We start from the raw sequence: 17,461 nt of genomic DNA on the forward strand, positions 1-17,461 counted from the left end.
TTTATATTTTTTAAATAAAAAAATTAAAAAAAGAATTATTTCTGCAACCCGCAGAGCTTCCTGAGTTTAGTACCAACTTCTTCAATTTGAAGTTCGTCTTCCATGGCTCTCATTCTCTTAAGCATTGGTGCTCCCGCTTGGTTTTCAAGGCTCCACTCTTTGGTGAACTTACCCTTCTGGATTTCTTTAAGTATTTCTTTCATGGCTTTCCTGGATTCTTCGGTTATTATTCTCTCTCTTCTGGTGAGTCCTCCAAATTCTGCAGTGTTACTTACATCATGCCACATCCCAGCAAAACCCTTTTCATATATGAGGTCTATTATAAGCTTTAATTCATGACAGGTTTCAAAGTAAGCAATTTCTGGCTGGTATCCTGCTTCAACAAGGGTCTGGAACCCTGCTTTTATAAGTTCTGTTGCCCCTCCACAGAGTACTGCCTGTTCCCCGAATAAATCAGTTTCAGTTTCTTCTTTAAAGGTTGTCTCAAGAACTCCTGCTCTTGTAAGGCCTGATCCTTTTGCCATTGCAAGTACGATTTTTTTGGCGTTTCCTGTGTAGTCCTGCTGGACAGCTACAAGTCCTGGAACTCCAAATCCATCTTCATACTGCCTTCTAACAGTTGCACCCGGTGCTTTTGGTGCTACCATTGCAACGTTAACATTTTCAGGCGGTTTAATGTAACCATAGTGTATATTGTATCCATGTGAGAATGTAAGGGTGTTGCCTTCTTTTAAATTTTCTTTAATTGAATTTTCATAGACATCTGCCTGAATTTCATCAGGAATTAGTATGTGGATAACATCAGCTTTTTTAGCGGCCTCTTCAACACGTAAAACTTTTAGTCCATGACCTTTTGCTTCATTCCATGATGAACTACCTTCTCTAAGTCCTACAACAACATTTAATCCACTTTCAGACATATTTCTTGCCTGGGCCATTCCCTGGCTTCCGTAACCTATAACTGCAACTGTTTTATCATTTAAAACGTCTAAATCCACGTCTTTTTCATAATGTATGTTCATATAATGCCTCCAGAATCTTTAAATAAAATAAAAAATTAAATTGTTTTAATTCCTCGGGACATTGCTGTAGGTCCAGTTCTTGCAATTTCCTTTATTCCAAAGGCTTTAACAAGGTCAATAAGGGCGTCAATCTTATCAGATTTGCCTGTAATTTCTACAGTCAATGTTTCTGGACTTACATCAATTACTCTACCTCTGAAGATGTTTATATATTGAATAACTTCAGATCTAACTTTTTCTGTAGGTGAATGAACTTTAATAAGGCAAAGTTCTCTTTTTACAGTGTTTTCAGGTTCAAGATCCCTTACTTTAATGACTTCAATTAGTTTATTTAACTGCTTGGTAATCTGCTCCAGAATCTTTTCGTCGCCTTTTGCAATTATTGTCATTCTGGCAACGCCTTTCTGCTCTGAAGTTCCCACAGTGATACTTTCTATGTTGAATCCTCTTCTTGTAAAAAGTCCTGCAACTCTTTGAAGCACACCAGGCTTGTGAAGTACAAGCGCACTTATTATATGGGTTCTTTGCTCGTCCATCTTAATCACCTGACCTCTCATCTTCTTCAGGATAGATAACTCCTTCCATTGCCTCAACCTTATATTCTCCTACCATTTCTGTAAGTCGGCGCCCTGGAGGTACCATCGGGAGAATTTCTTCAGGATCAATTATAACATCGATCAATGTTGGTTCTCCTGAATTAATGGCATTTTGCAGTGTTTCGCGCATTTCCCCTGGTCTTTCTACACGTTCTGCGTTAACTCCAAATGCTTCTGCAAGCTTTACAAAGTCAGGAACTTCTCCTAAATGTGTGTGCGAAAATCTCTTTTCATAGAAGAGGTTCTGCCATTGTGCAACCATTCCCAGGTACCTGTTATCTAAAACACAAACTACTACTGGTATATCGTATTCTTTTATGGTTGCAAGGTCCTGTGATACCATAAGGAATCCTCCATCCCCACAAACAGCAACAACATCGTTTTCAGGCATTGCAACTTTAGCTCCCATCGCTGCAGGGAATCCGAATCCCATGGTTCCAAGCCCTCCTGAAGATAAAAAGGTCCGAGGTTTCTTTGAAAGGAAATAATGAGCCATCCACATCTGATTTTGACCAACATCAGTTGTCATAATGGTGTCTTCATCAACTGCTGCCATTATTTCTTTTATAACCTGCTGCGGCTTTAATGGAATATCATCAAATGAAGTTCGGGGAACAGTGGACATTTTAAACTTCTTAAGGTGATTGGCCCATTCTCCACTGGCTCTTACTCTGGATTTGGAGAGGGCTTTAACCAGGTTTGATAAAATGATCCTGGCATCTCCAACAATAGGGATATCTACATCTACATTTTTCCCAATTTCAGCAGGATCAATATCTATATGGATTATTTTAGCATTCTTTGCAAATTCATCTATTTTTCCAGTTGTCCTATCTGAAAATCTGCATCCAACAGCTATTAAGCAATCACAGTCATCAACTGCAAAATTAGCAGGTTTTCTACCGTGCATTCCAAGCATTCCAAGTGCTAATTCATGATCTTCAGGAAAAGACCCTTTACCCAGAAGTGTAGTTGTAACCGGTGCTTCTATAATTTCTGCAAGCTTTGAAAGTTCTTCTGAAGAACTTGAAGAGATTACTCCACCACCTGCAAGTATAACAGGCTTTTTAGCACTCTGGATCAGGCTTACAGCTTTTTTAATCTGTAATGGGTGTCCTTTCAGTGTTGGTTTGTAGCCAGGTAAATCAATTTTAATGTTTTCTTCAAATTCCAGTTCATGCTCCTGGGCATCTTTTGTTAGATCTATAACCACCGGTCCTGGCCGCCCAGTTCCTGCAATATAGAATGATGATTTAACGGTTTCAGGTATTTCTTCAGCTAAAAGTGGCTGGAAGTTGTGTTTGGTAATGGGCATGGTCATTCCAATGGTGTCCACTTCCTGGAATGCGTCATTACCAATAAGCCAGGACGGGACCTGTCCAGCAATGGCCACAATAGGCGAAGAATCCATATAAGCTGTTGCAATTCCAGTTACCAGGTTTGTTGCTCCTGGACCTGATGTTGCAATACATACGCCTACCTTTCCTGATGCTCTCGCATATCCGTCTGCAGCGTGGGCTGCACACTGTTCATGTCTTACTAAAATGTGTTTTAAGTCAGAATCGTAAATCATATCGTATAATGGAAGAACCTGCCCTCCAGGATATCCAAATACAACGTCTACTCCCTGATCTTTTAGTGATTTAATTAGCGCTTCGCCGCCTCTCATAAAAACACCTTAATTTTAATTTTTCCTATACTTTTTCTATCACCAAAGCATATGAATATCTATTTCGTTCATTAGAATATATATTGTTGGTGACATATTAAAATCATGATGCTGTTTCATGATTTAACTTTATATATAGTTGTTTTATATTTCTATTCAGTGATTTATAGTTTTATTACAGAAAATCATGATCTATTTTATAGCTAACCTGGTGGAAGAATTAGATATCGGTGCACACGGCTGAGGCGGCTTATTCACGTTAAATGTTATTATGGATACAGTTATGACCTCAAAAATCTAAAAAAATTTAAAATTAAATTCAGGGGATAAGCGCAAATAGTAAAAAATAACAGTAACTATAATATTAAGGAGTTAACTGACAGTATAGATATGAATACAGCTTGTTTAGCATATTCAAATTTCAATTAGATGGGAATTAAAGAGAAAAGCACATGATCGATGGGAGATTAAGGAATTCAGGCATTGATATCACTGGAGATGTGCCATGGGGACACACTTCTGCCAGTTTTATCAGACAAAAGAAGATTTAATTGATGTTCTCATCCCTTACTTTAAAGCAGGGCTTGAAAACAACGAATTTTGTATGTGGATCACTTCAGAACCTCTTTTTAAAAAGGAAGCAAAAAAAAAAGCACTGCAAAAGGCAGTTACTAAGTGCGAACACTTTTTGGCTTGAAAAAGAAAACTGGACGGATTTTGTTGACTATGAGGAAAAAGTTGATGGTGTCGTAGGCAAATATCAGTATAGAAAATATTAATTTATATTAATTTAAAATTATTTTGATTTAAAGTGATCTAATGTAATGAAATCAGTACTATTCAGTTCATTTATATTAATATAGCGAAAAGATTGAGGGGCTACGAAATTAGGGATAATACTTGCTGGATCAATTGGATCATTAAATATTTCGAATTCATTTATTTCAATTGCATAGCCTTTTTCTTTATTTCTAAAATAATCGAAGAATTCATCTTCTGCAATGCCTGAATATTCTTTAAAATTTTCCCAAAGATTTTCAGGATGATCTTCTATTATCTTTTCGATCTTAAAAAATCCTACAATTTTTTTAACAGGAGAAGTGGAGTATATATAAGCTTCTTTAAGGCATTTTTTACGGAATCCTGTCTTTCTGAATTCATATTTCTTATTTCCTTTTTTAATTTCCTCAACATATTTTGGCTTAATTGACAGTAAAACGTTCATCAATTGCACTCTCCTTTTTTAATAAAAGATATTGCTCATACGTAATTTCTTGTATAGATTGAGGGGCAGCTCTTAAAATGCCTTGTTCTATTAATTCATTTAATTTTAATGGTTTAGGTAAATAAGTGCTAAGTGTAAATAAGATTACTGTTGTAGGTTTTTGAGCAAATTCATCAATCTCTTTTTTTGAATATACCGTTCTTTTACCAACATATTCAAGTATTTCACTTGGATCATTAAGATCTGCAATTACTTTTTCTATAACTCCTAAACATGTAACTCTTTGATTGGGTCTTGAGTGATAGAAAATAACTATATCTCCTGGTGACATTTTTTTAATTTGAGAGTGGCTAAGATAAGCTTTTTTAATGGTATTTCCTTCAGCGATAAGTTCATTTGCACATTCTAATAATGTTATTTGCCTATCTTTATCTATAAACAGTCTATCATGATACATAGGAATTATAGGTACAATAAACTTCTTTGTCGCTTCTCCATCATAAAAAGTGGGGTAAAAGTATTTCGATATTTCTACAGAATTAAATTTTTCGAGTTTATTTTTGTTAGGGAAAAGTTCCTTAACAAAAATATCTTCTCCCCTTTTATTCTTTCCAACATTAATAAATCCATATTCTTCAATTAAATCAACTAAATAATCAGAAGGCTGACTAAAATGAGTTAAATATATCTCTTTAAGCCCATTTATTATTGAATATTCCACAGAAAGCCGTATAAACAGCTCTCCGATCTTATTTCCAACACTTGAAACTTTAAGAGTGGCGATTTTTAGTCTGTTCTTTGCAGGTAAAATTTCACCAGCATCAATAGGCTCATTTTCAACTTTATAGATTAAAGCAGCACCTATAGAACCATCGTGCTCATAGTAAACAAAACAATCCCTACCTTGTCTACAAATTTTATTCCACCACTCCTCAAATTCATCATACTCTTCTTTAAGGGAATCAAAAATTGTATCTTCAAGATCTAAATTATAAACTTTTTCTTTCTTTATAGGTGGGGGATGTGAAGGATCTCTTCTGTAAGAAAAAATTTTAAGGGCATCATCAATGGATAGTACTCTATCCTCTATACCTAAATTAAAGGCTTTTTTATGTATCCCTTTATCTTCAGTAAGGAGAAAGCTAACCTCATTTTTATAAACAGAATAAAGGATAATGTTATCTACATAATCATGTTCATTTGAAGGCTTTTTTACAATATCTAAAAAATTATTGTCTTTTACTGGATTAGAAGGGTTAATTAAGACGGAGTATGTTTTAATTTTAGATGAAATAATGTTTTTTCTATCTTCATCTTGATCTCTTTTTATCTCATTGATAGATTCTGGATGAATTATAATTTTCTGTTCAGAATCATTTAAAACTCCAAGAAGTTTTTGTAAATTATCTGAAATGACTTCGTGATTTTCACGGTAGATAAATATATTTGTATCAATGAGAATGCGCATTTCATCACCCAATCATTATAATATCAATTTTCATGCCAATATTTTTAATGAATATTACAAATAAATAGTTTTCTTTTTAACTTCTATGATACCATAATTTAAAAAAATAGTTTAAATTATTTAATTAACATACGATGTTTATAAAAGATTAGTTGAGAAAATTTACTTTCATATTAAAGAGATTTTTGAAAAACCTGTAAAAATTCGTAAAATTTTTGCGGCCCGAAAAATCATAGATTTTCGACGCCTCTAAAATAGGGAGAGGATAAGATTTATAATCCGATTATTACTATGGAATAACCGTCTTAAAACATTTATTTTCCTTAAAAAAGATACCCAAATTATTTAATGAAATCATAAAACTATTAAAAATAATCATAACAATCAAAAAACAGAGGCATCAAAAATCCTCTAAAAACATAAATTAAAATAAAAAGGAGAATTATTATATGAAAATACTTGTAGTGGGAACAGGAGCAAGGGAACATGCAATCTGTAAGGCAATAGATGGAAACGCTGAATTATATTCAATTATGAGCAATAAAAACCCTGGAATAGCCCGAATATCCAGATACCAGATTTCAGATGAAAATGATATTGAAAGGGTCATGAAGTTTGCAGAAGATACTAACATTGATATAGCTGTAATTGGTCCTGAAGCACCTCTTGAAAAAGGTATTGTGGATGCACTGGAGGGTGCAGGAGTTGGATGTGTTGGTCCTACCAGAGAAGCTGCTAAAATCGAAACAGATAAGGTTTTTATGAGAAACCTCTTTGAAAATTACAAAATAGACGGCTCTCTTGTCTACAGGGTGTTCGATAACTACGATGATATCAGTGATTTTATCGATGACTTTGGTGGGGATGTCGTAATCAAACCAGTGGGTTTAACCGGTGGAAAAGGTGTTAAAATTATGGGGGAGCAATTAAAAGATGCTGAAGAAGCTAAAAAATACTCTAAAGAAATAATAGACACTAAAATGGGCGGACATGCCAAAGTAGTGATTGAAGAAAGAGCTATTGGAGAAGAATTCACTGTTCAGGCATTTGTAGACGGTAAAAACGTTACTCCTATGCCTGCGGTTCAGGATCATCCCTATGCATTTGAAGGTGATGAGGGACCTATCACCGGAGGAATGGGTTCTTATTCAGATAAAGGAGGATTACTCCCATTTTTAGATCAAAATAGCTATGATAAATCAGTTAAAATAATGAAAGATACAGTTAAGGCTATTAATAAAGAAGCTGGACCTTACAGGGGATTTTTATACGGACAGTTCATGTTATGCCGGGACGGCCCAAAACTAATTGAATACAACGCAAGATTTGGAGATCCTGAAGCTATGAATGTTTTAAAGCTCCTTAAAACAAATTTTGTGGATATTTGCGAGGGTATTGTTGATGGAAACCTTAAAGGAGCTAAATTTGCTGATAAGGCCACCGTTTGCAAGTATATAGTTCCAGAGGGTTATCCTGGAAACGCTGTTCCAGATCAGCTTATAGATGTTAATGAAGCTAAGATCGATGAGATAGGCGCACAGGTTTACTATGCTGCTGTTAATGAAAAGAAGGGGAAGGTCTACACATCATCTTCAAGAGCTTTAGGTATAGTTTCTACCGGTGAAACAATTGAAGAAGCTGAAATGATCTGTGAAAACGCTACAAAATATGTGAAAGGTAATGTTTATCATCGAAGGGATGTTGGAACCCGTGATCTTATACAGAAAAGAATTAACCATATGAGAGAACTTAAAAAATAAGATTCTTTTTATGGAAAAAATTGATATATTATGTTTTAAATAATCTTTTCTTTGACTATTAAATCCAGCTATGAAAATTTTGGAGTGAAATAATGAAACATCTTTTATCAATGGAAGATGCCAGACACCATGTAGATGAAATACTGGATCTTTCAGGGAAGTTTAAAAGGCAGGAAATTCCTGGAGAGCCTTTAGCTAAAAAAACGCTGGCTATGGTGTTTGAAAAGGCTTCAACAAGAACAAGGATCTCTTTTGAAGTTGGAATGTACCAGCTTGGTGGAAACGCACTTTATTTATCAAAGGATGACCTTCAGCTTGGACGCGGTGAAATAATAGAAGATACTGCAAAAGCAATGAGCCGCTATGTTGATGGTGTGATGATCAGGGCCAGGGAACACCAGGATGTTTTAGAATTTTCAAAGTACTCTGACGTACCTGTTATTAACGGACTTACAAACTTAGAACATCCATGCCAGGCGTTTGCTGACCTTTTAACCATAAAAGAAAAGAAAAATAGTTTCAATGTTAAATTAGCTTTTGTTGGGGATGGAAACAACGTATGCAACTCTCTTCTTCTTGCTTCAGCCTTTGTGGGTATGGATATGAATGTTGTATGCCCTCCAGGTTATGAACCCCATGCCCAAATATTCAAAAAGGCAAAAAAATACGCTGAAGATACTGGAGCAGAGCTTAAAATAATAAATAATGCTGAAGAAGGTGTTGAAGGTGCCCAGGTAATTTACACTGATGTATGGGTTAGTATGGGTGATGAAAAAGAAGCTTCAAAGCGAATAAATGATTTAAAAGCCTATCAGGTAAATAAAACTCTCATGGAAAATGCAGATGCAGATGCCATGATTATGCATTGTTTACCTGCAGTTAGGGGTCAGGAAATAACTGCAGAAATGATAAATTCAAATCAGTCTGCAATATGGGATCAGGCTGAAAACAGACTGCATGCACAAAAAGCAGTGCTTTACAAGCTTCTTAAATAATAAAGCTTTAGTTTTGTGCTTCTATTTGCAAAACTCAGAAACAATTAGTACTGCTGTTAAAAAAATCCCCGTAAATAATCCCCTTTCAACAGACTCTTTTAAGGGTAGCTTCTCTACATAGTATTCAACGGCAGTAAAAGCTAAAAACGCCCCAGTAAATAGAACAACTCTCGTGATAACAAATTCCGGCATAATGATCCTCCATTAAAAAACTGAATCTTTGAAAACCAAAGGTTTTAAATGCTGAACACTGTCAAAAATCGTAGATTTTTGATTGCCGGGAAATGTATTTCCCCGGCCACAAATCGAAGCCCTCGAAAACAAAGTTTTAGGGGCATCAAAATTCGAAGAATTTTGAAAGCCCCCAAACACAGAGTGTTCGTTGCTCATTTCAATGTTTCCAAGTGATGGGTCAGCAAGGTAAACGCTTTCATTGCTTATTTTTCTGATTACACTGTAATGGCATTGGCCATCCAGTATAATGTACACAATGTTGTTGGGTTTAAGATCATCAACTGATAATCTCATCCCCACTGTATTTACGCCTTTTGCTTTCGTTACTTCTGATAATCCGTGCATTGTTGTCCCTGATGTATCTGTGCCAGCAAGAACTATCAGTTCCTGCTCTGTTACACTGATGCCAATGTTCTGCAGCACTGTTGCAAGCGCTGTTGGTCCGCAGCTGTAATCACGGGTTTGTATCACTATTCCACTTGTATCCTTTTGTGGAGTTGTAACAGTGTCATTCTCTGGATTAATATTTAAATCCTGCGTATCTGTTATCTGGTCGTTTGCTGAAGTCACAGAATCATTATTTTCTGTTGTATGTTAGTTGGAAACTTTTTTTCAGTTCATTTAAACATCAAATCAGATAAAAATTCAAATAATATCCAAAGTATTGAAAATAGAACTTCAATGTGGAGTCCTATAATTAAACCCTTTCTAATAAACTTTTTTAAGTAGATGCCTTTCAAGGTTTCAATTAGATTCAGTCTTAGATTGCGTCGGTCTTTGCATATTGTACCACCAATTCATAAGAAGTGTAATTACAAATCCCATAATAAACGCAAGTAATATACTGCTAAACTCCAGGAGTATCGGCACCATTGGCAGTGGAAGCAGAACTTCAATGCGTGGCACTCCTAAAATACCAATTACAACTCTGTCATATACAATAATAAATGAAACCAGCAGCAATAAAAAGCCTATAAATCCAACTAGCCACCCACCGAACATCCATTCATAGACGATACCCCTGAATTTTACCCATGATGAAAAACATTTTTTAATCATTAATACTCCAATTTGCTCTCCTAAAAACATTGGAATAATTATATTTAGGAATAGAGAAAGTGCACCAATTATCAATAGATAGATTAAGTCCCATATGTATTCCATATTCTCATCCTCCATTTCGAATTTTTTCACAACTATGTTTTATGTTTTCACAGGGAGCTTTGCAAAACTCCCTGTGGAATTAAATAATGTTTACACCTATATACGAGGACCCCAAACCTGACCATATCGTCTGGCATGAATTGTGCAGAACACATCCCCTGAAGGACCATCAGGAGTTCTTTGTGTACATATTATACACTGACCCGCTGTCCATCTTGCTAGTGCTATCCCGAGAAGTATAGGGCCAACCACTTTTCCTGCTTGTACAAGCGCTGCTGCGATTATAGCAGCAACTTTTTTCCAAATAACTCTTCCTCTGATACTCTGCATGGTTTCTGCTGACAGTTGCATATTAGCTGATGCTGATAGTTGCTGTCCTTTAATGCATTCCATTTCTTCGCTTGCTAAAGTTTGGTTTTCTGCCTGTACAGTACTTGTATTTGTATTGTTGGCCTGTTCTGCTGTTTGATTAACTTGCATGTTAGGATCGCTTATCACTAACACATTCCCAGTGAAAATTGCAGCAAACTTTTCTCTGGTCATTTCAATGTTTCCAAGTGATGGGTCAGCAAGATAAACACTATTTTCACTTACTTCTCTGATTACACTGTAATGGCCTTCGCCATCCAGTATAATGTGCACAATGTTGTTGGGTCTAAGATCATCAACTGATAATTTCATCCCCACTGCATTCAGCCCTTTAGCATGTGCAGCTCGTACCAGGCCATACATTGATGTTCCTGATGTGTCTGTGCCAGCAAGAACCTTAAGTTCCTGCTCTGTACTGTTAATCCCCATGTTCTGCAGCACAGTTGCAAGTGCTGCAGGTCCACATGAGTAATCTGTTGACTGCATTACAATTCCACTTGTATCTATTTGTGGAATTGTTTCATTCTCTGCTATTATTGTATCATTCTCTGGATTAACATTTAAATCCTATGTATCTTCGTTTTCTGAAACCACAGAATCTAAATCCTCATCTAAAAGCTGCGTATCTGCACCTGTGGCCTCTGCTGGTGCAGGTTCATCGCTCATTGCACTATTTTGTGTACTTACGGCTGGTTCACTAGTTACGAAGGTTGCATCCTGCATTGGATCATTCTCATTGTAGTATTTGTACCTGACACATTCGCAGTCAACGTTTCATTTTCTGCTCCCGTTGCCTGCCTACTTTCAACTGCTTCTACTAATTCAGATGCAGCTGCAACATCTGCACCTTTTCCTTTAACTGCCATTGTATCGGCAGTTTCACCATGCGGTATAGCAAATGCTGGCGCCGTCCCTATAATAAGGACCGCAAGCAAGACTGCTATCATTTTTTTCATGTTAAAACCTCCTGTATTTCACAATTCTCTGTCTGCAAAATAACTTCCTGTTATCTTACAATTTTTTGGTCTGTAAAATCATGTCATATAAAGGTTGTGGTTTTAAAGCTGTATAAAAACGTAAAATTTGTTCTAACAGAACAATTTTGTCCTAACAGGACAATATTGTTCTAAGAAGACCTAAAAATTTAACACCCACAACATAAACGTTTAAATAGTTTAAATTACATACCAAAAGGTTTAGTTTAAAATTTGTTCATTCCAGATGAAATTTTTTCATGAGATGTAGGGTTCAATTTCCTTTAATAAAATAAGAACTTATTTGGAGTGAAAAATTCAGGTAGAAAACAACCCATTAACTTTAAAGCTTCAAAGAGAAACCTTTATATACTCTGAAGTTCAAACCATGATACTACAGCGGGGTGGGGTAGTCTGGTGATCCCGCGGGGCTCATAACCCCGAGAGCCCTAGTTCAAATCTAGGCCCCGCTATTTACTTAATTTTTATATTTTAAATCATAAAACCATAAAAAAGTACTTTTTAAAAGTTTTATCAAAAAAACTTTGAAAACCCAGCGAAACTATTGAAATCAAAGATTGTATGCTAAGTTGCAGTTGGGGCAAGCCGAAGAGCAGCTACCGGTTTATTGCATAAGCAATTTAAACTGAGGAAACTCCACCCATCATACAGAACTGCGGTGTCGTGAGGCACATGTTGAGAAACATAACTCTGGAGCAGAGACGAAACCCCTTTTGATAGATGAAAATGAAGCATAGCTGAAGATATCAAAAGGAAGGGTGAAACGGCCATTTCGCAGGATGCAAGGGTAAATACTGCTGATGAATACTGTATGAGGCAGAGGTAGCCCGCATAGATGAATGCTGCTTGAACAGAAGGTGGGTTACTCCTGGCATGCCCCACTACTTAAAATTCAAAGCTAAAAAATCAAGAAGCTGTGTTTCATGTCAAAGACAGGGTTCTGATACTCTTCCAAATCCATAGCATTTTGTGACAACCTACAGTTTATTTAATATACAGGTTAAACAAAATATTTTTCAAGGAATAAGTTAATTAAGGAAATGAATCATGTCTGATTTATCTGCACTTCTTACAAGCATATTGCCGTTAGCTTTGGGGGCTGCTGTAAGTCCAACTGTTTTAATAGGCATTATTTTGATTTTATCCATTACTAAACGGCCTAAATTGAATGGAGTTGCATTTTATATTGGTTCCATAATTTTACTGCTTATTGTAGTTGCTTTGGGAGTATTTGTAAGCAAAGGAGCAGTAATTGCATCTGGTACAATGCCATCTACCACATCAGCATATTTTGACATTGTTTTGGCTGTATTGTTGATTCTACTTGGAATTCGAAGAACCAGAAAAGAGGATAAAGGCCCTGATAAAGATAAATTTAAGGAAGATGCATCGCCATCTGCTGTAAAAGGGTTCATAAAGTCAATGGGATTTGGATTTGGACTATTTGTTATAAACTTTACGACCACTATACTTGTATTTGCAGCAGGTAAAGACATTGGACTTTCTCCAGCCCCTTTATTTGATAAATTAATTGTTATAATTGCCCTCACAATAATTACCCTACTTGTAGTTGAAATCCCTCTTTTAATCTATATTTTAATGCCTAAAACAGCTAATAAAGCTCTTGCACCGGTTAATATCTGGATGCAGAAAAATGGTAAATATTTGATGGCTGCAATCTTTTTTGTATTTGGAATTTACCTTCTGGTAAAGGGTGCAGGCGTTTTATTTTTTGGCAGCGCCTATTGAACAGTAATAAAATCCAGTTAAACCATATTCACTTCCAACAGGGCATTCACCACATAAACAACCTTTTCTTTTAAGTTCGCATCTGGTTTTACCCCCTGCACAGAATAAACGTTCATCTCTATTTCGCATACATTCGTTACGGGTTGGACAGACAGGACAGAGACATTTCTCAAAATTTTCTTGGATATAAGGAACAATTATTTCTCCTTCTGCTTTAATTATAGAACTAACTCTGTATATGCTTCCACTGGCTTTTCGTGATGGACCATCCTTTTCGCCGTGTAAGTCTGTAAAATACAGACCTCCAGGTCCAAAAGCTAATCCACAGGGACTTGCAGCATTTTCACCAGTATAAATTACAAATTCATCGTATGATTTAACTGCAGAAGCATCGTCGTTTAGTTTTATTTTCACAATTTTTTTCCCTTTTATTGAAGGCCCTTTAACATATGATCCTCCGAAATAGGCTACAAATAATTCATCTTCATATTTGAAGGGGAATTCTCTGTTCTGCATAAAATCAAGTGCGGTTATTCCCTGGCTTAAATTGGACCAGAATACTGAATTTTGCCGCATAGTCTGGGGCCAGCCATAATTTTTTCCTGCTTCTACTTTAGCAATTCTGTCGTCATAAGCAGGTCCATTATCGGTTATATACAGTGACTTATCGCTTTTACGCCATCTTGCACCAAAAGGATTTCTAAAGCCTTTGGCAAAAACAGGACTATCTGGATGGGGATTATCTTCAGGAATACTACCATCTAAATTCAATCTTAAAACTTTTCCTCTCAAATCGTTATCATACTGGGCAACTTCTGGCTTTACCATTCCTTCGCCAAGATTAACGTACAGTTTACCATCAGGTCCAATTGTAACTGCCTGAATTTGATGGGCAGCCTTAGTAGAAGGTATGCCATCGAGTATAGTTTCCATGGAGTCAATTTTCAAACCATTTTTGCTTTTAGTTTTTATAAGTTTATTTTTTGGTTCTCCTTCATCCTCATAAATCATTGATACAAACAAATCGCCGGTTTCAGGCTCAACGCAGATACCAGTTACTCCTGATTCGCCTGTTCCTGGAATTTGGTGGTCTGGTTTGAAATTTAGCAGGTTTTCTGCATAAGTATGAACTTCGTGGTCATTGGTTATAGTCTTAATTTGGCCGTATAATTCTGTAACATATAGAAGAGGGGCACCGGGATCATCACCGGGTTTTGGAACAAATGCAAGGTTTACTGGTAAGTCCAGTCCTGTGACCATCAGTTCTATTTTAAATCCAGGGAATACCCACCATTTTTTTTCAATGTCATTAGCCATAAAAATCACTGTTATATATGTTTATTAGTAATAATTAATATGATTTTAGTAATAGGATGTTTAAATCTTAAATGAGTTTTCATGTTTAAAACTTGGGATGCTTTAAGTTGAAATATTGTTGTGAGGCATTTAAAGCGCCTTTACTAATAATACAACCAGATATCATTTTACTGGGAGTATCTTTTATGGATTCAATATGTGTAAAAAAATAACTATATAATAATTTATATTGAATAATTAATAAATATAAGGTCAGGGTTTAAGAAAATTTTGGAGGTAAAAATATGGTTGAAATTGGTTTTAAACTTGCAAGTGAATTATTCAAACCTCAAGAGCTTATAAATTATGCCAAACATGCTGAAGAAGCAGGATTTGATTTTGCGGGTATTTCTGACCATTATCATCCGTGGACGAGCAGACAGGGTAACAGCCCTTTTGTATGGAGTATGCTTGGAGGCATATCACAGGTAACAGAAAATTTAAACCTTATAACTGGTGTTACATGTCCTACAATCAGGCAGCATCCAGCTCTGGTAGCTCAGGCTGCAGCTACTGTAGCTTCAATGATGCCAGGCAGATTTACTTTAGGAGTAGGTTCTGGTGAGAATCTAAACGAACATATTTACGGGGATCGCTGGCCACCAGCCCCTATAAGGATTGACATGCTTGCAGAGGCAGTTGATGTAATCAGAACACTCTGGCAGGGAGGAATGCAGGATTACGATGGATTATATTATCATGTTGAAAATGCACAGATTTACACTCTCCCTGAAGAGCTTCCACAGATATTTATGGCTGCAGATGGTCCAATAGCAGCTACGACTGCAGGAAACTGTGGAGATGGTCTGATTGTAGTGGATGGAAAGAGTGAGTTGCTGGATATCTTTAAAAAAACAGGAGGAGAAGGAAAACCTACATATTCTGAAATTTCAGTGAGTTTTGCAGAAACAGATGAAAAAGCAGTGGATATGGTTTATGAATACTGGCCTTTAATGGCTATTAAGGGAAAATTAAGCTGGGAAATCGCCACAACAACACATTTTGAAGGACTTGCTGAAAATGTGAAAAAGGAGGATATACCAGAAAGAATTCTTTGCAGTTTTGATCCACAGGCCCATATAGATAAAATAAAGGAAAATATTGATGCAGGATTTGATCTTATCTGTATTCAGCAGGTAGGAAACAATCAGGACGAATTTATCGAGTTTTACAGGGAAGAAGTGCTTCCGGAATTCAAACAGATTTAAAGTATTGGGAGGTCTATACAGACACACGATCAGATATTAATCAGACTTTAATTTTAAAATAAGCATTACAATAAATGGCAAAATAACTGCCCCAGCAAATGCCAGCAAAAAAGAGTTTACCTGTGATGAATAGGCTCCAATTGCTGCGTATGCAAAAGAAATACCTGAATTAGACAATAAAATCAATAAAATAAAGCGATTTAGAGGCATGCGTCCAATACCTGCAGCCAAAACCGAAGCTTCTGCTAAAACAGGAACTGCACGTGATATAATAATGATCCAGTCACCATACTTATTTTGAAGCTTTCGAAGCTTTAAAAGCTCATTCTTGCCTACTAATTTTTCTGAAATAGGATTTCCAAGTTCTGATCCTAACCAGTAGCCAATAATGCAGCTAACAGTCATTCCTGCAAGTGAAATTAGTGTACCAAAAATAAAACCCAGAAAATAACCTCCTGCAGTACTAACTATGCTTGAAGGAACTGGAGCTAAAATATCAATAGATAAAAGCCCTAAAATAACAATTCCCATTAATAAATTTGAATGAGATGAATTTAAAAAGTAATCTGTCCAGTTTTCAATTGATTCTCCAAAAATTAAAAATGGTATTAAAATTAGAAGCAGAATTCCAAAAACCAGGAATGTCCATTTAATTTTGCTTTGCACATGGCTTTCCATTAACAATCAGACTTATCTATGTGAATCATAATTAAAATAATTTAGGCTCTGTAAATAGTGATACCATCTTACTTACAGGATTTCTACAAAGCTTAAAAAAGGTTGTTTTAGTGTTTGATGGCGTCTTTTACTTTATCAAAGAAGCCTTTATCTTCAGCATAAATTTCTTTGCCACTTATATCAGCAAACTCCCTTAATAACTCTTTTTGCCTGGAATTCAGTTTTTTGGGAACAATCACTTTTGTTTTCACATAAAGGTTTCCATTGCCGTTCCAGCGCAAATGTGGCATTCCTTTTCCTTTAATACGAAATGAAGTACCTGGTTGTGTACCTGCAGGGATTTTAAGACTTACTATTTCCTTTCCAAGCGTGGGAATGTCTACTTCATCACCAAGAGATGCCTGTACAAAGCTTATGGGCTGTTCATAAATCAGATCTGAACCATGACGTTCAAAGAGATGGTGTGGCTTAACAGTGATTAAAACGTACAGATCTCCTGGAGGCCCTCCTCTTATACCAGTATCTCCTTCACCAGGAACTCTGAGGCGTGAACCATCTTCTACACCGGGTGGTACCCTGATATGAATGGTGCTTGTTTCTCTTACAATTCCTTTTCCACGGCACATGTTGCAGGGAGTGTCTATAATTACTCCTTCTCCTCTACACTGGGGACATGGTCTTATATTAACAAACTGGCCAAAGGGAGTTTGACTTATCTGCTTAACCTGACCTGTTCCTCCACACTGGCTGCACTGATGTGTTCCAGTTCCAGGTTCGGCTCTTGCGCCTTTGCATGTTGGACATGTCTTTTTATGAGATACATCTATATCTCTTTCAAGTCCAAAAGCTGCTTCTTCAAGGGTAATGGATAAATCATAGTAAACATCAGCCCCCTGTTGTGCATGGCTTCTTCTTTGACCTCCTCCAAATCCGAACATGTCGAATATGTCCCCAAAGTCAAATCCAAATCCTC

Annotated in this window: 19 protein-coding genes, 1 tRNA gene and 1 other RNA gene; 7 read left to right on the top strand and 14 right to left on the bottom strand. The window is 36.3% G+C overall.

The window, feature by feature from the left end; genetic code table 11:
• Positions 1 to 35: 35 nt before the first annotated feature.
• Genes ilvC through PQ963_06840 form a run of 3 tightly spaced genes read right to left on the bottom strand, consistent with a single transcriptional unit; the run spans position 36 to position 3,287 of the window.
• Complete coding sequence (gene ilvC, locus PQ963_06830) at positions 36 to 1,022, bottom strand: ketol-acid reductoisomerase (GenBank protein MEN4029376.1); 987 nt, start codon at positions 1,020 to 1,022, stop codon at positions 36 to 38.
• A gap of 35 nt (positions 1,023 to 1,057) precedes the next feature.
• Positions 1,058 to 1,558, bottom strand: a complete 501-nt coding sequence (ilvN, locus tag PQ963_06835; protein ID MEN4029377.1) for an acetolactate synthase small subunit — start codon at positions 1,556 to 1,558, stop codon at positions 1,058 to 1,060.
• Between the two features lies 1 nt (position 1,559).
• Positions 1,560 to 3,287 (bottom strand): acetolactate synthase large subunit, encoded by a 1,728-nt coding sequence (locus PQ963_06840; GenBank protein ID MEN4029378.1) that lies wholly within the window; start codon positions 3,285 to 3,287, stop codon positions 1,560 to 1,562.
• Positions 3,288 to 3,792: 505 nt separating this feature from the next.
• Here PQ963_06840 and PQ963_06845 point away from each other — a divergent pair.
• Positions 3,793 to 3,984 (top strand): MEDS domain-containing protein, encoded by a 192-nt coding sequence (locus PQ963_06845; GenBank protein MEN4029379.1) that lies wholly within the window; start codon positions 3,793 to 3,795, stop codon positions 3,982 to 3,984.
• 99 nt (positions 3,985 to 4,083) lie between these two features.
• On the opposite strand, the gene PQ963_06850 is transcribed toward PQ963_06845, so the two are convergent.
• Both PQ963_06850 and PQ963_06855 read right to left on the bottom strand, forming a co-directional pair.
• Positions 4,084 to 4,512 carry a hypothetical protein gene (locus PQ963_06850; protein ID MEN4029380.1) on the bottom strand — a complete coding sequence of 143 codons (429 nt, stop codon included), beginning with the start codon at positions 4,510 to 4,512 and terminating at the stop codon, positions 4,084 to 4,086.
• Positions 4,490 to 5,980: a hypothetical protein gene (locus tag PQ963_06855; GenBank protein ID MEN4029381.1), complete on the bottom strand. Its 1,491-nt coding sequence runs from the start codon at positions 5,978 to 5,980 to the stop codon at positions 4,490 to 4,492. Before PQ963_06855 ends, PQ963_06850 begins: the two co-directional genes overlap by 23 nt.
• Positions 5,981 to 6,429: 449 nt before the next feature.
• Here PQ963_06855 and purD point away from each other — a divergent pair, with 449 nt between their 5' ends.
• Positions 6,430 to 7,740, top strand: coding sequence for a phosphoribosylamine--glycine ligase (gene purD / locus PQ963_06860; protein MEN4029382.1), 1,311 nt, complete (start codon positions 6,430 to 6,432; stop codon positions 7,738 to 7,740).
• Positions 7,741 to 7,832: 92 nt separating this feature from the next.
• Positions 7,833 to 8,735 (top strand): ornithine carbamoyltransferase, encoded by a 903-nt coding sequence (gene argF / locus PQ963_06865; GenBank protein ID MEN4029383.1) that lies wholly within the window; start codon positions 7,833 to 7,835, stop codon positions 8,733 to 8,735.
• Positions 8,736 to 8,756: 21 nt separating this feature from the next.
• On the opposite strand, the gene PQ963_06870 is transcribed toward argF, so the two are convergent.
• The 6 genes from PQ963_06870 to PQ963_06895 all read right to left on the bottom strand — a co-directional run bounded on the left by PQ963_06870 (position 8,757) and on the right by PQ963_06895 (position 11,458).
• Positions 8,757 to 8,927 carry a hypothetical protein gene (locus tag PQ963_06870; protein ID MEN4029384.1) on the bottom strand — a complete coding sequence of 57 codons (171 nt, stop codon included), beginning with the start codon at positions 8,925 to 8,927 and terminating at the stop codon, positions 8,757 to 8,759.
• A gap of 12 nt (positions 8,928 to 8,939) precedes the next feature.
• Entirely contained in the window at positions 8,940 to 9,539 is a 600-nt protein-coding gene (locus tag PQ963_06875; protein MEN4029385.1) for a cysteine peptidase family C39 domain-containing protein, read from the bottom strand.
• Between the two features lie 174 nt (positions 9,540 to 9,713).
• A complete protein-coding gene (locus PQ963_06880; GenBank protein MEN4029386.1) occupies positions 9,714 to 10,133 on the bottom strand; it encodes a hypothetical protein in 420 nt (139 codons plus the stop codon).
• Between the two features lie 96 nt (positions 10,134 to 10,229).
• Positions 10,230 to 10,988: a C39 family peptidase gene (locus tag PQ963_06885; protein MEN4029387.1), complete on the bottom strand. Its 759-nt coding sequence runs from the start codon at positions 10,986 to 10,988 to the stop codon at positions 10,230 to 10,232.
• 81 nt (positions 10,989 to 11,069) lie between these two features.
• Entirely contained in the window at positions 11,070 to 11,225 is a 156-nt protein-coding gene (locus PQ963_06890; GenBank protein MEN4029388.1) for a hypothetical protein, read from the bottom strand.
• The gene (locus tag PQ963_06895; protein ID MEN4029389.1) at positions 11,204 to 11,458 is read right to left on the bottom strand and encodes a hypothetical protein; all 255 of its coding nucleotides are present in this window, start codon (positions 11,456 to 11,458) and stop codon (positions 11,204 to 11,206) included. Before PQ963_06895 ends, PQ963_06890 begins: the two co-directional genes overlap by 22 nt.
• A 416-nt stretch (positions 11,459 to 11,874) precedes the next feature.
• Here PQ963_06895 and PQ963_06900 point away from each other — a divergent pair.
• The 3 genes from PQ963_06900 to PQ963_06910 all read left to right on the top strand — a co-directional run bounded on the left by PQ963_06900 (position 11,875) and on the right by PQ963_06910 (position 13,246).
• Positions 11,875 to 11,949 (top strand) — tRNA-Met (locus PQ963_06900).
• 128 nt (positions 11,950 to 12,077) lie between these two features.
• Positions 12,078 to 12,374, top strand: an RNA gene (rnpB, locus tag PQ963_06905) — RNase P RNA component.
• Between the two features lie 170 nt (positions 12,375 to 12,544).
• A complete protein-coding gene (locus PQ963_06910) occupies positions 12,545 to 13,246 on the top strand; it encodes a GAP family protein (GenBank protein ID MEN4029390.1) in 702 nt (233 codons plus the stop codon).
• On the opposite strand, the gene PQ963_06915 is transcribed toward PQ963_06910, so the two are convergent.
• The gene (locus PQ963_06915; protein MEN4029391.1) at positions 13,223 to 14,563 is read right to left on the bottom strand and encodes a PQQ-dependent sugar dehydrogenase; all 1,341 of its coding nucleotides are present in this window, start codon (positions 14,561 to 14,563) and stop codon (positions 13,223 to 13,225) included. The two genes, PQ963_06910 and PQ963_06915, sit on opposite strands and share 24 nt — an antisense overlap.
• Positions 14,564 to 14,847: 284 nt before the next feature.
• On the opposite strand from PQ963_06915, the gene PQ963_06920 reads away from it, so the two are divergent.
• A complete protein-coding gene (locus PQ963_06920) occupies positions 14,848 to 15,810 on the top strand; it encodes a TIGR03557 family F420-dependent LLM class oxidoreductase (GenBank protein MEN4029392.1) in 963 nt (320 codons plus the stop codon).
• A 36-nt stretch (positions 15,811 to 15,846) separates the two neighbouring features.
• On the opposite strand, the gene PQ963_06925 is transcribed toward PQ963_06920, so the two are convergent.
• Positions 15,847 to 16,488 carry a VTT domain-containing protein gene (locus PQ963_06925; GenBank protein MEN4029393.1) on the bottom strand — a complete coding sequence of 214 codons (642 nt, stop codon included), beginning with the start codon at positions 16,486 to 16,488 and terminating at the stop codon, positions 15,847 to 15,849.
• 107 nt (positions 16,489 to 16,595) lie between these two features.
• Positions 16,596 to 17,461, bottom strand: an 866-nt coding sequence (locus tag PQ963_06930; GenBank protein MEN4029394.1) for a DnaJ C-terminal domain-containing protein, incomplete at its 5' end; no start/stop codon positions are given.

The sequence above is a fragment of the Methanobacterium sp. genome, from assembly GCA_039666455.1.
GTDB lineage: Archaea > Methanobacteriota > Methanobacteria > Methanobacteriales > Methanobacteriaceae > Methanobacterium_D.

Bases quoted from the DNA above. Each gene is read 5' to 3' on its own strand.
- ilvC (MEN4029376.1), bottom strand. From the start codon at position 1,022: ATGAACATACATTATGAAAAAGACGTGGATTTAGACGTTTTAAATGAT.
- ilvN (MEN4029377.1), bottom strand. From the start codon at position 1,558: ATGGACGAGCAAAGAACCCATATAATAAGTGCGCTTGTACTTCACAAG.
- PQ963_06840 (MEN4029378.1), bottom strand. From the start codon at position 3,287: ATGAGAGGCGGCGAAGCGCTAATTAAATCACTAAAAGATCAGGGAGTA.
- PQ963_06845 (MEN4029379.1), top strand. From the start codon at position 3,793: ATGGGGACACACTTCTGCCAGTTTTATCAGACAAAAGAAGATTTAATT.
- PQ963_06850 (MEN4029380.1), bottom strand. From the start codon at position 4,512: ATGAACGTTTTACTGTCAATTAAGCCAAAATATGTTGAGGAAATTAAA.
- PQ963_06855 (MEN4029381.1), bottom strand. From the start codon at position 5,980: ATGCGCATTCTCATTGATACAAATATATTTATCTACCGTGAAAATCAC.
- purD (MEN4029382.1), top strand. From the start codon at position 6,430: ATGAAAATACTTGTAGTGGGAACAGGAGCAAGGGAACATGCAATCTGT.
- argF (MEN4029383.1), top strand. From the start codon at position 7,833: ATGAAACATCTTTTATCAATGGAAGATGCCAGACACCATGTAGATGAA.
- PQ963_06870 (MEN4029384.1), bottom strand. From the start codon at position 8,927: ATGCCGGAATTTGTTATCACGAGAGTTGTTCTATTTACTGGGGCGTTT.
- PQ963_06880 (MEN4029386.1), bottom strand. From the start codon at position 10,133: ATGGAATACATATGGGACTTAATCTATCTATTGATAATTGGTGCACTT.
- PQ963_06885 (MEN4029387.1), bottom strand. From the start codon at position 10,988: ATGCAGTCAACAGATTACTCATGTGGACCTGCAGCACTTGCAACTGTG.
- PQ963_06890 (MEN4029388.1), bottom strand. From the start codon at position 11,225: ATGCAGGATGCAACCTTCGTAACTAGTGAACCAGCCGTAAGTACACAA.
- PQ963_06895 (MEN4029389.1), bottom strand. From the start codon at position 11,458: ATGAAAAAAATGATAGCAGTCTTGCTTGCGGTCCTTATTATAGGGACG.
- PQ963_06910 (MEN4029390.1), top strand. From the start codon at position 12,545: ATGTCTGATTTATCTGCACTTCTTACAAGCATATTGCCGTTAGCTTTG.
- PQ963_06915 (MEN4029391.1), bottom strand. From the start codon at position 14,563: ATGGCTAATGACATTGAAAAAAAATGGTGGGTATTCCCTGGATTTAAA.
- PQ963_06920 (MEN4029392.1), top strand. From the start codon at position 14,848: ATGGTTGAAATTGGTTTTAAACTTGCAAGTGAATTATTCAAACCTCAA.
- PQ963_06925 (MEN4029393.1), bottom strand. From the start codon at position 16,488: ATGGAAAGCCATGTGCAAAGCAAAATTAAATGGACATTCCTGGTTTTT.